The sequence below is a fragment of the Candidatus Omnitrophota bacterium genome (assembly GCA_028699255.1).
In the GTDB taxonomy this organism is placed as follows: Bacteria; Omnitrophota; Gorgyraeia; order 2-01-FULL-45-10; family 2-01-FULL-45-10; genus FEN-1322.
Genome location: JAQVUX010000008.1, coordinates 54635 through 70531 on the forward strand (window position 1 = coordinate 54635; position 15897 = coordinate 70531).

The 15897-nt window shown below is 48.4% G+C and carries 16 protein-coding genes; 1 reads left to right on the forward strand and 15 read right to left on the reverse strand.

What is annotated here, in order from left to right; translation table 11 throughout:
* Nucleotides 1-27 precede the first annotated feature (27 nt).
* The 7 genes from PHS46_07165 to PHS46_07195 are packed head-to-tail and all read right to left on the reverse strand — an operon-like array spanning nt 28 to nt 6001.
* The gene (locus PHS46_07165; GenBank protein ID MDD3906285.1) at nt 28-1035 is read right to left on the reverse strand and encodes a type II secretion system protein GspK; all 1008 of its coding nucleotides are present in this window, start codon (nt 1033-1035) and stop codon (nt 28-30) included.
* A complete protein-coding gene (locus PHS46_07170) occupies nt 1032-1700 on the reverse strand; it encodes a type II secretion system protein GspJ (GenBank protein ID MDD3906286.1) in 669 nt (222 codons plus the stop codon). Before PHS46_07170 ends, PHS46_07165 begins: the two co-directional genes overlap by 4 nt.
* The gene (locus PHS46_07175; protein ID MDD3906287.1) at nt 1697-2083 is read right to left on the reverse strand and encodes a hypothetical protein; all 387 of its coding nucleotides are present in this window, start codon (nt 2081-2083) and stop codon (nt 1697-1699) included. Before PHS46_07175 ends, PHS46_07170 begins: the two co-directional genes overlap by 4 nt.
* Nucleotides 2073-2585 (reverse strand): hypothetical protein, encoded by a 513-nt coding sequence (locus PHS46_07180; protein MDD3906288.1) that lies wholly within the window; start codon nt 2583-2585, stop codon nt 2073-2075. Before PHS46_07180 ends, PHS46_07175 begins: the two co-directional genes overlap by 11 nt.
* Nucleotides 2586-3017, reverse strand: coding sequence for a type II secretion system major pseudopilin GspG (gspG, locus tag PHS46_07185; GenBank protein ID MDD3906289.1), 432 nt, complete (start codon nt 3015-3017; stop codon nt 2586-2588).
* Between the two features lie 26 nt (nt 3018-3043).
* Nucleotides 3044-4261: a type II secretion system F family protein gene (locus PHS46_07190; protein ID MDD3906290.1), complete on the reverse strand. Its 1218-nt coding sequence runs from the start codon at nt 4259-4261 to the stop codon at nt 3044-3046.
* An 18-nt stretch (nt 4262-4279) separates the two neighbouring features.
* A complete protein-coding gene (locus tag PHS46_07195; protein ID MDD3906291.1) occupies nt 4280-6001 on the reverse strand; it encodes an ATPase, T2SS/T4P/T4SS family in 1722 nt (573 codons plus the stop codon).
* A gap of 300 nt (nt 6002-6301) precedes the next feature.
* Here PHS46_07195 and PHS46_07200 point away from each other — a divergent pair, with 300 nt between their 5' ends.
* A complete protein-coding gene (locus PHS46_07200; protein MDD3906292.1) occupies nt 6302-7507 on the forward strand; it encodes a SurA N-terminal domain-containing protein in 1206 nt (401 codons plus the stop codon).
* Here PHS46_07200 and amrS read toward each other — a convergent pair whose 3' ends face one another.
* The 8 genes from amrS to PHS46_07240 form a co-directional block, all read right to left on the reverse strand.
* Nucleotides 7508-8359, reverse strand: a complete 852-nt coding sequence (gene amrS, locus PHS46_07205; protein ID MDD3906293.1) for an AmmeMemoRadiSam system radical SAM enzyme — start codon at nt 8357-8359, stop codon at nt 7508-7510. It abuts the gene before it with no gap.
* Between the two features lie 9 nt (nt 8360-8368).
* Complete coding sequence (nrdR, locus tag PHS46_07210; GenBank protein ID MDD3906294.1) at nt 8369-8818, reverse strand: transcriptional regulator NrdR; 450 nt, start codon at nt 8816-8818, stop codon at nt 8369-8371.
* A gap of 184 nt (nt 8819-9002) precedes the next feature.
* Nucleotides 9003-9965, reverse strand: coding sequence for a zinc metalloprotease HtpX (locus PHS46_07215; protein ID MDD3906295.1), 963 nt, complete (start codon nt 9963-9965; stop codon nt 9003-9005).
* 21 nt (nt 9966-9986) lie between these two features.
* Nucleotides 9987-11213 (reverse strand): ROK family protein, encoded by a 1227-nt coding sequence (locus tag PHS46_07220; protein MDD3906296.1) that lies wholly within the window; start codon nt 11211-11213, stop codon nt 9987-9989.
* The gene (locus PHS46_07225) at nt 11210-11968 is read right to left on the reverse strand and encodes a hypothetical protein (GenBank protein ID MDD3906297.1); all 759 of its coding nucleotides are present in this window, start codon (nt 11966-11968) and stop codon (nt 11210-11212) included. The genes PHS46_07220 and PHS46_07225 overlap by 4 nt, the downstream gene beginning before the upstream one ends.
* A 1-nt stretch (nt 11969) precedes the next feature.
* On the reverse strand, nt 11970-12833 hold the full coding sequence (locus tag PHS46_07230; protein MDD3906298.1) for a carbohydrate ABC transporter permease: 864 nt from the start codon (nt 12831-12833) through the stop codon (nt 11970-11972).
* Nucleotides 12811-13755, reverse strand: a complete 945-nt coding sequence (locus PHS46_07235; GenBank protein ID MDD3906299.1) for a sugar ABC transporter permease — start codon at nt 13753-13755, stop codon at nt 12811-12813. Before PHS46_07235 ends, PHS46_07230 begins: the two co-directional genes overlap by 23 nt.
* A gap of 77 nt (nt 13756-13832) precedes the next feature.
* Complete coding sequence (locus PHS46_07240; protein MDD3906300.1) at nt 13833-15896, reverse strand: glucoamylase family protein; 2064 nt, start codon at nt 15894-15896, stop codon at nt 13833-13835.
* Nucleotide 15897 lies beyond the last annotated feature (1 nt).

A 15897-nucleotide genomic window follows, 5' to 3' on the forward strand; every position in this document is an offset into this window, starting at 1 on the left:
TTTACATGCTCAAGCCTGACCGGGAAATCAATGCTCACGATAATATAAACACTTAGCGCCGCTCGTTTCGGATTTCGAAACGACCAAAACCACCGATTTGCCTATCTTCGAGCCTTTTACCAATCCCGTCGATTCGATCCTGAAAAAATTGGATTTTATTTTGAGCCGCCCTTTAAGCTCGGCGATCTGCGCGGCGGAAAGCTCCGGCAATACATTCTCTATCGAAACGTCGGAATTAAAACTATTGTCGTCCTTCGTCCCCTTCTCTTTGTCGGGGCCGTTACGAAGTTCGATTATCCTGTCGGCAAAGTAATCGGACGTTACCTTATCCTGCGCGGCGTCGGCCATAATAAGAATACTCAATACCTCTTTCAGCGCCGTATTTATATTTACCGTGAATTTAGCGGCATCGCCGTATATTGTTACATAAGGCTTCAGCTTATCGAATATCTTCCGGCTTATGCCTTTAACGAGCAGGAGCTCTTCTATAACGCTAAATGCGGCATGTTTGCACTTATATGGAGCCGGGAGGGATTCATAGTAACCGTCGTCTAAGCCCGTTCCGGAACTGCGCCACTGCACTATGTCGGAAGCGATCGTAGGGTCTTCACCGACATATATGAGGAGATTTTTTAAAATATTCTCGGGCGCAGTATTTATGTTAATCTTGCGCTCTTCATCGGACATCCCCGGATATACAGTTTCGCTTTCCTTATATGACACACTAAAAATACCGTCGGTAAGAGAGCCTTTGAATATGGCTTTCATCTCATCGGGGTCACTCGCCTCTTCGGCAGAAAAAGCTGTGCCGCACTCATAAATGGAATCTGCGGTACTCGGGCTTTTTGAAAAACGGTATTTCGCTTTTACAGCGCCGGCTTTTGCCAGATAAAGCGCTTTCGCGGAATCCATGTTGTATTTAGAAAGTCTCGCCTCCACTGACACGCGGAAGCCTATGCCCATCGCGAGGATGGCAAGTATCGCAAGTATCCATAAAGATGTTATAAATATCGCTCCGCGTTTATTTCCTATCATTCTTCCTCGCCCAAAATGCCTGTGGGGACAAAAACCGTTTTTCGGAATTCGCCCACTTTTATCCTGACACCACGCGGGACATCCTGCACGTTTTTTTCTTCCCACGCGTCACGCCATTCATATTCGTATTCGGTATTCGATAATTTTGCCTTGTAACAGTACTCGATCCCAAAATCTTTTTCATTAATATCCTTCAAGATTTCCGACGACCGGGCGTTGTCCTCGTTCAAGCCCTCCGCCGCTGTAGCGACGAGCCGCCGCAAACATTTTTTGTCCTTATCGTAAGCGTAAGTAACTCTCGCGAGCTCTTCGCGAAAACCGGTCTCGGGATCGGACACGCCTATTACGGTAATAAAAGACATCCTGTCGGCGGCGCCTTCAAAGTTTATCCTGCCTTCGTATTCCGCGCCGAAAACCGGCTTTGCAAGAGTTTCCGATTTCGGATAATATGCTACGGCGTTCTTAAGATCCGCCGCCACGGTACCAAAGAAAATCCTCAAGCTCTGGTTCTCCTCTATCATAGGCGAGGTTTTAAGCCAGACACGGATACCTGCGTTGAATGTGCTGTATATGCTTACGGCTATTACCGCAAATATCGTAACCGCGATAATAAGTTCGATGAAGGTAAAAGCCCTGTTGTGCCTCGGGATATTTTTTAGCGTCATTTTTTCTTATCCAGATATGTGTAAAGCGAATATTTATCCGGCGAGACGCCGGATATGTTTTTCCCATCGAATACGCTCAGTCTCACAGAACACAGGCCGTCCAAACGCTGATTTACCGGCGCGAGCGAAGAGGCCTCCACTTCCCAGCGATAGTTCTTATTGTCGGGGAAACTCCCGCTATCCTTATCATCTTCAATAACACCCCGTTCCTCAAAATCATACATCTTCTCTTCCAGAAGTATCGAGTGACGGAATATAACTCGCGAGCGATCGAGCATCTCCTTTGCCGTCGAGTACACCCTCATGACAAAGAGAAGCCCGCCGGTTATCACTACCACACTTGCCATGACTTCCAGAAGCAGAAAACCTCTCCTACTCTTCACCGATAACCTCTTTTATCCCGGCTCCAAAGCCGAAGCCTTTGACGGCGACGCTGTAACCGTTACCTTTCGCGTCAACCACCTCAAGCGATAACTCATCACAATGCCCGTCCGGGTAAAATAATACATGCTTCTTGTATTCTTCCTGCGTCTTTTGTGTAACGCCCGTTTTTGCGTCCCGGAAAAATAATCCCTGCGGCAGGAAAAAAACTTTACCGAACCGCTTATCCCCTTTTACATAAACTATACCTTCTGCCGAGGAATTGGATTCGAAAAGTTGATACGTGCGGCGGTTAAAATCAAAAGTTATCCTGTAGTTCTTCCTGTCGATAACAGCGCGTTCCTGAGCGTAGCTTACTAATTTGGATATGTTGAATACCGCGTCTTTGGCTGAAAGAGCCGCGAAGGTTTTTCTGAATAGAGGTATAGATAATCCGACGAGAGAAAGAATTATAACCGTTACGAGAGTCAACTCTATTAATGTGAATGCCCGGACTCGCGTCATCTAATCCTGCGTTTCCGTTTCAGTGGCGGTGGATGTCGTCGCTTCCCAGTTCGTCACATCGTCACCTTCTCCGCTGTTATCGACGCCGTCCTTGCCGAATGAGTAAAGGTCATAGTCGCCGTGCGTCCCGGGATAAGTATATTTATACTCATGGCCCCACGGATCGATGGCTTTTTTCTTAAGGTACGGCCCCTTGCCGTCCTTCTTTTCGAGGAGAACCTCGAGATTCTCGGAATATGAACCATGATCTATCTCATACAGGTCGAGCGCCGAGGATATATTCGCCTCTATGTCCGCCTTGGCGGCGGCACGCTTGGCCTGCTCAGTCCTGCCGGCAAGGCGCGGCATGACCATGGCTACAAGAGTACCTATAATGATGACCACAAGCATCAGCTCGACCAGTGTAAAACCTCTTCTATCTTTACGCTCCATCTCATCCTCCAATTTGCTGTTGCTTTTTACCTCGTCATAAAATTTATTTCAAATATCGGCAAAAGCATCGCTATCACTATAAACCCGACTACAACGCCGAGTGTAAGTATGAGCGCGGGCTCCAGAAGCGACATCATCATCTTGACCGCCTCGTCCGATTCCCTATCGTATCCCTGGGCCACCTTAAAAAGAGAGCGCTCGATATGGCCGGCCTCTTCTCCTATGGCGATGATATTCACCACCACCGGTGGTATCACTTTGCTGTTAAAAAGACCTTTTGAAAGAGACGCCCCTTCTTTTACGGCGCCATAAGCGCGCTCGAGCTCCTCTTTCATAACGGCATTGTCTATCGTATCCGAAGTCACCTTAAGCGATTCCAATATCGGGACGCCGTTCTCGAGAAGCGTGGCAAGTGTCCTGGCAAACCTGCCTATTTCGACTTTCATTATCAATTGGCCGAATATCGGCATCTTCAATTTCATGCGATCCATCGCCAGACGCCCTTCCTTAGTCGCGTATGTCTTGACGAGGAACGCGCCGATAAAAAATATTGCGATGGCGATAACCCACCAGTAGTTCTTTACCGTATTGCTTATGAAGAGAAGTATCTGCGTCGGCAGGGGAAGCGCTTGTCCAAGGTCGGAGAACATCACCATCATCTTCGGGATAACGAACGTCATCAGGACTATTATCGTGACAAGGCCTACGACCGACATTAGTATCGGATACGCCAGAGCCGTCTTTATCTTCGTCTCCACCTCAAGCTGTTTTTCTCCGAAGTCGGAAAGCCGTTTTAATATATTTTCCAGGGCTCCGCCCATCTCGCCGGAACGAACCATGCTGACGTAAAGATTTGAAAATACCCTCGGGTGGCGGCCGAGCGCGTTGGATAAAGGATTGCCGGCCACGCAAAAATCACGCACATCCATTATGACATATTTCAGCCGTTTATTGGATGTCTGGTCATGTAAAAGGTCGAGGGCCCTTACTATGGTAAGCCCTGATTCGAGAAGATCGGAAAGCTGTCGCGTAAAATTAGCTATGTCTTTCGACGATATCCTGCCGAACATGCCCGAGGCGGCACCTTCGGCTTGCTGTGTAACGGCGCTTTCCTCGTCGATCGATACGAGATAATATCCCATACCTGCTATCTTCTGGATCGCGGCGGATCTATTATCGGCGACAAGAACGCCTTTAACCGTTTCCTTCGGGTTCTTCTTCGCCTCATATAAAAATCGCGCCATAAAAACTCCGCTTTCCGGCTATTCCTCTATCTCTTCGAGCACTTCCTGCTGGGTAACCCTTATAACTTCGCTCGGAGTGGTCATGCCCATCACTATCTTTTCCCACCCATCCTGCCTGAGCGTTCTCATACCCAATTCTATCGCCTTCTTCTTTATCTGGTCGGAGGACGCCCTTTTCAAAACCAGTTCCCTTATCGGCTCGCTCATTTCAAGAATCTCATAGATCGCTGTCCGGCCTTTATATCCGGTAAATCTGCAGGCGTCGCACCCTTTGCCTTCATATATCTTTACGCGCAAGGCCTTGGAGCCGGAAACACCAAGCTCCCTTAAAAGCTCTTTGTCGGGCTTTATCTCATGTTTGCATTTAGAGCATATCACCCGGACGAGGCGTTGCGCGATGAAGCACTCCACCGCGGATGCCACAAGAAACGGCTCTACGCCCATATCTATAAGGCGCGTAACGCCGCCGGCCGCATCATTTGTATGTATAGTAGAGAATACGAGGTGGCCCGTCAGGGCTACCCTTATGGTGATCTCCGCAGTCTCGTAGTCCCTGACCTCTCCGACCATCATGACATCAGGGTCGTGGCGAAGCATCGAACGCAGGGCATTGGCGAATGTAAGTTCTATCTTCGGCTGAACCTGTATCTGTGTGATCCCCTTGAGTTGATATTCGATAGGATCTTCTATGGTTATTATTTTTCTGTCCTTGGTGTTTATTTTACTTAAAGAAGCGTAGAGTGTGGTCGTCTTACCGCTCCCTGTAGGCCCGGTAACGAATATTATCCCGTGCGGCATCTTGAGTAGCCTCTCGAGGACATCCTGGTCTTTCTTTAAAAGCCCAAGGTTCTCGAGACCGAAGCGTATGTTGCCGGATAGTATTCGGATCACAACACTTTCACCGAAAGGCGTAGGTAATATCGAAACCCTCAAATCAACCTCTTCGGCGCCTATGCGTATCTTTATCCTGCCGTCCTGCGGCAGGCGCCGCTCCGATATATCGAGATTGGCCATTATCTTGATACGCGATATTATCGCCGACTGGTAATGTTTTATAGATTGCGGGACCTTCGTTTCGTGGAGGATGCCATCTATCCTGTACCTGACGAGAAGTTCGTCCTCGTACGGCTCTATGTGTATATCGGTCGCCCTGTCTCTGCATCCCTCGAGGAGTATCTGGTTGACGAATTTTATTATCGACGCGTCTTCGGCGCTCTCTCCTACGTCCTGGGTCTCCTGCGCCTGAACGCTCGCACTGCGCTCGAGCGACGCATCCGGCGCCATTTTTTCTATCGTTTCGGCGCCGACGCCGTAATATTTTTTTATCATCTCAAGTATCTCACGCCGCGATGCCAGGACGGCGCGGATCTCGCTCTTTAAAAGAAGCCGTATGTCGTCGATCGTGTGAATATCAAGAGGGTTGGACATTGCCACCGTAATGGTATCGTCCTTTATCTCTACGGGGATCAATTCATAATGGCACGCGAACTTCGCGGGTATCTTATTTATTACGGAAGGATCTATTTTTATATCTTTGAGTTTTATGTATTCGACGCCGGATTGCTCCGACAGTATGCGATAGAAATCGTTCTCGTTCACAAGGCCCAGTTTTATCAATATGTCGCCTATGCGCTTTTGCGAATGTTCCTGCTCGGCAAGCGCTCTCTCCAGGGCCTCAACGGTGATAATGCCCTTCTGTATAAGAAGTTGTCCTATAAGATCCGTCTCTTTGAAACTCATAATTCTCCCCGTTAGGTCATAATATGTATGATATATAGATTATACTTGCCAATCCCCGCAAAAGCAAGCGACGGATGCCGCGGGTAACGCTTTTACTATTCGAGCGAACGAGGTGAGCAAACACGGAACTTCCTTGCACGAAAAACCTTTGCCCACCTACGAGGAGAAATCACTTAGACAGGTTTCACCTCGTAGGTGATTCCGCCAACCTTACTCCCTCGGTATTTTTTTCACTGCCTACGTTTATTCTTGCGCTCCGCGCGGCGATGAAATATAATCTATGGCACAAGGGAGGCAGTAATGCTAAAACTATTCAGAAGCAAACACGTTACCAAAATAGTCCTGTGGGGACTACTCATACTGATATTACCCGCGTTTGTTCTGTGGGGAACCGGCAATACGGGGCGCTCGACTAAAGGCGGCCCGAAATATGTCGGCATTATAGAGAACAGGAAGGTATCTTTCGAAAATTTCGCGGACAGCCTTTACAGTATACGCTGTCAGGTGGTCTTAAACTATTATGGCCGCCCTGAAACCCTCGACGCGATACTGGGTAATAAAGAGTTCCTCGGAAAACTCGCCTGGGATCGGCTTATAATGCTGCAGAAGGCGCGCGCGGCAAGAATAAAGGTTTCGGATAAAGAGGTTGTAGGCTTCATAACATCGCATCCCCTCTTTCTGCGAAACGGAAAATTCGACGATCATATATATCAGTATTTCCTGAAAAATTCCCTGGGGATTTATCCCAGGAGTTTCGAAGAGCTCGTCAGGGAAAACCTGATGATACAGAAACTTACCGATATTATAACTAAAGATGTAAAGATAGCCGATGAAGAGATTGCGGCGGACTACGGGCGCGATAATTCGCGATTCGCTATATCCTACATAACGATACCTCTAAAGGACTTCACGGGCAAAATAACCGTAACCGACGGAGAAATCGTTGCTCTCCATAAGAAGCATGAAAAAGATTTCATGTTCCAGGCCAAAGACGCAACCGGCAAAAAAGGCGTAAAGAGACAGGCAACCCTGGAAGAAGCCAGGGAAACGATAAGAACCTTACTGGTTGAAGATAAGGCCAGGCCGCTGGCGGAGGAAAAAGCAAACGCGGTATGCGAAGAAATAAACGGATTGATATCCGGAAAAAAGCTATCGTTCGAGGATGCGGCATCTAAACTCGGCTTTAAAGCGCAAGCTTCGGGACTATTCGGCAGGACGGATAGCGTCGAAGATATAGGAGAGATGGCGCCTATAATACCTGTGGCCACAGCGCTCAAAAAAGACGAAATTTCAAAACCGGTTGGAGTTAAAAAAGGCTTCTTGGTATTTACAGTTTCCCAGACGCAGGCCTTCGACCCGGAAAAATTCAAGAAAGAGAAAGACGATTATTCGCGGATAGCGCTTGCCGTTAAAAAGAACGCCTATATGGAAGATTGGCTGAGAGAGCGCGAAAAAGGCGCAAAACTTAATATCGATCTTCGAGATTACGAAAAATATTACAAATAATCAAACGTTCCCCAGGTATACGTATTTGAGCTTCTTCCTCGCTATCCGCTCCGCCTGCTTCAGCGAGTCAACAGGCGTGGGCGGCAAGGACAGTTGGTAGCACGGAAAATACCGCGAGAAGTGGAGCGGTACTTCCGGCCCTACGTTGTCATATATCCAGTCAACCATCCTCGTTATCATCTCCGGAGAATCATTAAGCGTCGGTATCAATAAATTAGTAAGTTCGATATGACAGCTCTTGTGCGAACGTTTTATCACCTCGAGAACCGGCCGCAGACTACCCTTACATACCTTGGAGTAAAACACTTCATCGAATGATTTCAGGTCGATGTTCATGGCGTCTATGTATGGGAGCATCCCCTCGAGCGGGGCCATATTAACATAACCATTCGTAACAAGGACGTTCGCGAGAGCCGACCGCTTCGCCAGTTTCGCCGTCTCCAATACAAATTCATACCATATGAACGGTTCATTGTAGGTATACGCGATGCCGAAAGATTTCGCATCCTTCGCTTTTTCTACGGCCTGCTCGGCTGTTATGTCCTGGACGGGGGCATCAAGCTCCTGCGATATGTGCCAGTTCTGACAGAATTCGCAATGGAGATTGCATCCTTTCGTTCCGAGAGAAAATATGTATTCGCCGGGGTGGTAATGATAAAGGGGCTTTTTTTCTATGGGGTCGAGAGCTATACCTGTAGTTTTATTGTAAACTTCCGTATATAACGTGCCGGAGCGGTTTATTCTGACACCGCATGAGCCTCTGAGGCCGTCGGAGATGAGACAATTATACGGACACAGGTGGCATTGCACTTTACTGCCGTCGAGTTTCTCGTAGTATAGGGCTTCTTTCATCCGTCCTCCCTATTTAAGAAATGTCTTCAACTCCTTCATGAACTGGCCGACATCCCTGAACTGCCTGTAAACGGAAGCGAACCTGACATACGCTATCTCATCTATCTCGTGCAAACCGCGCATTACGAACTCGCCGATCTCTTTTGAAGCCACTTCAGTCTCGTCCTTCTTGCCGAGACGGCGCTCTATGTCGTCGACGAGCTTCTCGATGCGCTTAACGCTTATGGGGCGCTTTTCGCAGGCAACCATCACGCCATTAACCAGCTTCTCCCTGTTAAATGGTTCCCTGCGGCCGTCCTTCTTCACGACCATAAGAGGAACGCGCTCGACATACTCATAGGTCGTGAAACGCTTCTTGCACTTAAGACACTGCCGCCTGCGCCGCACGCTCGAACCGTTGCCCGGCGTTCGCGAGTCGATTACACTGTCTTTCCTGGATCCGCAATACGGACATCTCATAACGCTTCCTTACAAATTTTTCGTTTCCCTCAAGAAGAAGACCCGCAGGGATTCGTGCCAAGCGGGGCGTAAAATTTCGAGCAGATGCGAGAAATTTTCTCGCAGCGAAATTTTGCATGGCCAAAATTTCGCGTCCCGCGAGGCATGAATCCCGAAAGGGTCTTCCTCCGGGGAGCGAAAAATTCTACTGGTGCGTGTGCTCGCTTAAACGCTTGATCCTCTTCAGCATGTTCGGATGCGTGCTCAGAAGCTCCATCATCTTATCGCCGAAATTAAGTTTCACGGTCTTTTTCTGCAATGCCATAAGTTCGCTCTCGGAGATCGTGCCGCTCCTGTCGAGATCAAGGTCTTTCAACTCTTTAAGCTCATACATCGCTCTCGACGGGTCATTGGCAAAAAAAGCTTTCATCCCCTCAACGTCCTTGATGGCCTCTTTCGGCATCCTGGCCGAGCCATACACGAGCTTGTACAAAGCCGACGCAAGTTGCGACGGCTTATTACCCAGCTCGACCGAGCCCTTATCCGCGAAATATTCGCGTATCCTGGAAGCGTAAAGGACCAGAAGGTTAGTAAGAAAATAGAACAAAAAGGCCGCCAACCCTATCAGCATCCCGTTCGACTGCTCCCTATCTCTCCTGTCCCCAAAGAACAGGAATTGCCACGCTATCCTGTATAGAATTATAGGTATGACGGATAATAATGTTATCGTCAGGACATCGCGGTTCTTTATGTGGCTCATCTCATGGCCAAGCACCGCCCTGAGCTCATCCCTGTCGAGGAGCCCCATAATCCCTTCGGTTACGCATATGCGCCCATCTTTTATCGACCTGCCGAAGGCAAACGCGTTGGGCACCGATATTTTGGCTATGCCTATACGCGGCGCCGGTATATTCGCCGTAGCGGCGAGGGAACGAACCATCGTTTCCAGCTCAGGGTTCTCTCCGGGCTTCAGGTACTTGACCCGCATAGACCACTCTATAAGTTTCGGGCCCATCATATATTGTATCAGCATCATAACCAGCGATAACACGAGATAAAAATAGAAGTTGCCGATACCAAGTTGCGTGCCGATAACTGTTATTATCGCATAGATTATGCCGAGCAGAACCGTTGTCAATAACCACATCCTTAACCTCAAAGCCCACATCGTATTACCCTCCTTTTAAAACTATGCTTGGATGAAAATCTCTCTGGCCGCCAATGCCGCGGCGCCCAGCACAACACCGTCTTCTCCCAGGAAGCTCGGCGATATCTTCACCATGGCCGCCGGTTCCTCGAAAGCGAATTTTTTAACCGCATTTTTAAGCGGATCAAAGAGCATATCTCCGGCCGCCTCCATACCGCCGCCTATAATAACAAGCGATGGATTCAAAAGATTTATCATATACGCTATCCTGACGCCCAGGTCGCCGCCCGCCTTTTCAAGAAGGGCCACAGCTTCCTTATCGCCCTTTTTCGCGGCGTTTATGACGGTATCTTTGGTTATATTCTCCGCCTTGCCCTTCGCAAGTTCCAGCATATCTCCGGCGCCGCCCGCCTTCGCGGCCTTCCGCGCTTCATGCGCCACACCCAGATCCACACCCCACGGTCTAAGATAAGCGAACTCTTTTACATAATCCTTCTCGTTGGTCTGCAAACCGTTATGCGCTATCTGCGTCTCGCCCGCGCATCCGCTTGCGCCCGTATAAACGTCGCCGTTGACTACCATGCCGCATCCCACATCCGAATACATGTAGACGAGGTTATCGACATCCGCGCCCGGGTTCAGAGTCCTCTCGCCGAAAGCGGCGCAGGAGGCGTCATTACCTATATAGACGGGTATGCCGAACTTCTCCTCCAGGGCTTTACTAAATTTCAAAAAACTGACGCGCGTTCTTCCTCTGGTGGGGTCGGTATCGCGTATGGTGCCGGACGGATAATCTATTATGCCCGATATGCCCATCCCTATATTTTTTATATCCTGCGGCGCGGCTTTACTCTTCGCGATAACTTCCGCTATCGCGTTTATCACCACCGGCATGAGCTCTTCCATGTTCGTCTGCGGACGCAGTACCTTAACCTTCGCTATAACATTGACTTTGAGATCGGCAACTATCGCCGATATGCCGGCAGGGCTTATATCGACGCCTATCACATAAGCGCTCTTCGCGTTCAACTCCAGGAGTTCCGGCCTCCTGCCGCCCGACGATGTATCAAGCCCAACCTCGAGTATTATCCTTTTATTAATGTAATAATCCGCGTAATTTGTAACGGTAACTATGTTAAGCCCCAGATTTCTCGATATCTCCGCCCGGGAAACAGGCCCGCGTTTACGCACAAGTTCAAGGATGGCCAGATTACGCCTTTCCCTGTCCTGCGTTATATGGAAGCTAAAGACATTACTGCCTTTCATCATACCTCCCTTCTCTTCGTTTTCGTAACGCAAATATCTTTAATAAATATCGTCGCCATGGAACTATTCCCGGCAGTAAGACTGCCGAACTCAAAGCGTATCGTAACAATATTTTTAAGATCCACGGCGTTCTTCAAGGGTTTAAGATTTATCGTATGCGCCTGCCACTCTTTAGATAATTTCGATGTTATGTTTTTCGGGATCCTGTAAGAGCGGTTGTCGGAATCGACTATCGATATCGCGACATATTCTTCACCCGTCTCGCCCCTGGCGGTATACCTGATGTCGAGTTTCGTAAGATCTACCGGTTCCTTCAGAGTTATCTCATAGTTTGCCCATCCGTTACCTCTGGCATTACACAGTATTATCTCGTCTTTGTCGATCTTACTGAATGTCCGGGCATCGCCCCTAAAACCGGCATCTTCTACCAGATATTTATTTACCTCCGAGCCTTTTATCAGGTACAGCCCTTTCTCGCGTAAGCTTCCGAATTTATCGGGCGTGCCTGTATTAAAAGAAGGTATCTCGCCTAATATTTTTATCTTCACATCGATATTGCTTTTGAATAAGAACATTACGACGGCTAAAAATAATGTTACAGCCGCGATGGCCCATGGGAAAACGGGAACACGTTTTTCCTTCCTGTGCTTGGTCTTGTCGGAAACCTTAAGATATATCTTGGCTATCTCTTCCTGCGCGGAAGATCGCACCCTTTCCTTTTTGAAAGGGTTGTTCAGAGTATTCATGATCTTGCTCATATCACCCCTTTATACCCGTAAGTTTAATACCCTCTATAAAGAAACGCTGGTTGAATAAAAATATTATGATTATCGGTACCATCGTTACCAAGGAGCCGGCCATGAGGAGCCCCCAATCCGGTTGCGCGTATTGATACAGCTCCTGGAAATAAGCCAGGCCTATCGGTAAAGTCTTCTTCTCTATGGAGTTCGTAACCAAAAGAGGCCACATGAAGCTCACCCAGTTGCCGAGCGAGACGAGTATTGTGAGTGTGGCCAGCGCCGTATTGGAAAGCGGAAGTATCACCCTCCAGAATATGCCCCACAGACTGCACCCGTCTATCTTTGCCGCGTCCTCGAGGTCGCGCGGCAAGGTCATGAAAAATTGCCGCAAAAGAAATGTCCCGTAAGCCGTAAAGATCGACGGTATTATGAGCGCTTTATACGTATCGATCCAGCCGAACCAGCGCATGAGCGCGAAAACCGGTATCATCGTAACCGAGCCGGGTATCATCATCGTCGCCAGGTACGCGAAAAATATCTTGTCGCGCCCCGGGAATTTCAGCCGGGCGAAAGCGTACGCCGCCAGGGCGCTGGTGGCGACCTGGCCGAAAGTAACGGCGACGCAGACGAATATGCTGTTCAGGTAGAACCTGGCGAACGGCACAACCTTCCACACGTCGACATAGTTCTTCCAATAGATCGGGTCCGGTATCCATTTTATATCTTTAAGATCGAATATAAAAACTGAATTGTAAGATTTGAGTGATGTGGAGATCATCCATAAAAACGGCAGTATCATGGTTATGCCGCCTAATATAAGAAAAATATACATCAAGGTCGTTCTGGCGGCCTTATTCTTTTTAATAATGGGAGTATTGGACAAGCTTCCCTCCGAATCGCCAGTTAAAAATAGTAACCAGGAACACTATCATGAAGACGAACCACGCGATACACGCCGCGTATCCTACGTGCTGCCAGCTGTACAGGTGGTTATATATGAGATATTCGAGCGTCATCGTCGAGCGATCCGGCCCGCCGCCGGTCATTATGTACGCCTGCATAAAACCGCCCTGAAAGCCGCCTATCACCGCCATGACCGTTATGAAAAACGTAGTTGGGCTTATCATCGGCCAGGTTATCGACCAGAACTTTTCCCACGAGCCCGCCCCGTCTATCTCGGCGGCTTCGTACAGCTCCCTCGGCACGCCCTGCAGGGCGGCAAGGAATAATATCATGTTGTATCCGCCCATCATTATCCATAATCCCATCATCATGAGCGACGGCTTTGCCCACTCTACAGACGTAAGCCATGGTATGCCGTGGGCATGTATGCTCAGAAAATTGGCGCATTTTATGATAATGCTGTTTAAAAGACCGAAGTCGCTGTTATATATCCAGGCCCACAAAAGGCATATCGCCACGCCGTTCGTTATTGTAGGTAAAAAGTATATCGTCTTGAAAAGGTTTATGCCTCGTATCCTGTGATTTACTACAAGCGCAAGCACAAGCGACGCCATTATCTCTACCGGGATTATCAGCATAAGATACAGCGTGTTCCCGAGACATTTCCAGAATAACGGGTCGTTAGCGACAAAACCGGCCGCTTCCTTGTGAAAACCCACGAGATTGATAAAATTGGCCAGGCCGACCATCTTCGGAGGGGAGAGCATATCCCAGTTTACAAAGCTTAAAACGAGAGATAGTATGACAGGAACGAGGGTAAATACCGCAAAGCCTATAAAATTAGGCAGGACAAATAGATATCCGGCAACCGCTTCTTTATCAGAACTTTTTAATTTAATCAATTAAGTAGCCCCAATTATGCCTTTATTTAACGCTATTGGCAATATAATATAACATTTATTATCTTAAAAGTAAATTATTAATCGAAAAGATTTTCTACTTTTAACAACTCTTCGGCATTTTTGGCGATGGGGTCGTTGTGGAAGCGCTTGCGGATGGCGCCTTTATTGAGGTAGTTATTGATGGCTATGAAAGACATGGCCTGATCGAGGCACATATATTTTACCGCGACCTTGCCTGTTTTTACATCTATAGCGTCATAAAAACCGTATTCACCGTAAGCGTTATATTTTTGCAGAATCGTGCGCAGATTTTTAACGCACTCCTTAGGAATGAATTCGAGCGCCAGGAACGTAGCGTGCGGAGTTACCACGCCCGCTTTATACCCTTTCATTCCAAGCGGCTTTGCCCCATATTCCGAATAGCCTCCTTCCGGCACGCACGAAGGCGACATGCCGAAGACGGGGTATTCGAGCTTCTCTAACGCATAGCGCGCCTGGATCACGGCGTGCCTCTCGTCGTTTAAACCAAGCCCCTTGGGCGCAAGCCTGCGTTCATCTATTATCAGCGTCGGCATAAGAGCTTCGAACATGCTTCCGCCCCAACTCGGAACGAACTTAAGATCGCCATAGGTGTAGTAACCGCCCATGACTTTGCATCCGAGATACGTCTTCTCTCGCCTATCTTTGGGCGTCTCGGTCTGCCAGAACCATGTTTCAGGAAAAGTCCTCATAAGGGAGAACCAATGCTCCTTTGGGACATCGCCTTTACCTATGGCGATGTAACTGATCGCCCGCGGCTCCGTGTAGAACGCGCCGTAGCGGTATTCCGAATAGTAATCTATGTTGGTGTAAAAGCCGTGATACATCTGACGCTCGACCGGATCGTAAAAGAAAGAGAAATTCATGGAATCGATCAGGTTCTGGCAGGTCGACCCGAGTTCTTTAGGAAAAGCGTTTTTCGCCACGATAAGGCCGGCCGCGAGCCAGCCGCTGTCTACGAACGATACAAAATTGGATGTGCGCTGGAATATAGTTATATCGTAATAATTATAGGGGAAATTTTTGAACTTTTCGAGTTTTTCGATGGAGGTAAGTGTCAAACTAAGCCGCTTTACCGCTTCTTCTTTCGTAATAAACCCGAGGTCGCTTGCGGAAACAACGCACATGAGATAGACGCCGACATTCGTTATATTGGTATAGTCACCTATCCTGGTATCTTTGGATATAACGGCATTTTCGGTAAATTCTATATTGTCGAGAGGCAAGCCGTATTCTTTATCCACGCAGGCGTCGAAATACTTCCATGTATCTTTAGCTATCTCTTTTAAGAACGCCCTGTCGTCTTTCGGAAATTCTTTTTTGACAAATACTTTGGAGGGAAAACCGCCCAGGCGGGCTATGAGGAACTTCGCAAAATCTTCTGTGGATATGCCTTCAGCCGTCTTTTTCTTTTTATGCTCGACGGGATCATTTACGCCGGGGCCCGGGTTGCCGGTACGGACGAAGGCGAAGTCGTCGAAGTATAACACTCCTTCCGGAGAATCGACGCGCCTCTTCTCAAAAGTTATAACCATCTCCCTTATGTCGCGCCAATCCGTTATGCCGTTCATCACATTCAGGGGAATGGATATCTTCTGCCAGCGCCCGGTAACGCCTTTTACCACAAAACTACCGGTTATCGTCTGCTCGTAACCGTCGGGACTCTTCTCGAACTTATGAAACTCTATTTTGAAGACCGAAGGGAAGAGTTTCTTCTCGTCCCCCTTCACCCAGAATTCAAAATGGTCGTAGCGCGACGCGTCAAAATCGCGGAGTTGCGTCCAGAAGCCGTTGACAGCGTCGCCAGTGGAATCGACGCTATATTCGAGTTTCAGAGAAGAACCTGAATCGCCGCACCTTGTAACGCCTTCGAGAGAGGCGACCGCCCACTGCGTCTTATCCTCGGGGTTCTTCTCCCAGGTGCCGGATTCGCCGTTAAGATTATTTACCAGAGAGTCCCTATTAAAATCGGCTATCACCACCGAGGCCGGGGTCTTCGCGTCGTTGCGGGATTTAGCTGACGACTCCTGCGCAACACCGAACCTCATTACGAAAGCCGATAGTAACAGCAAAAGTACCGCTGTTATGCCAAGCTTCTTCATC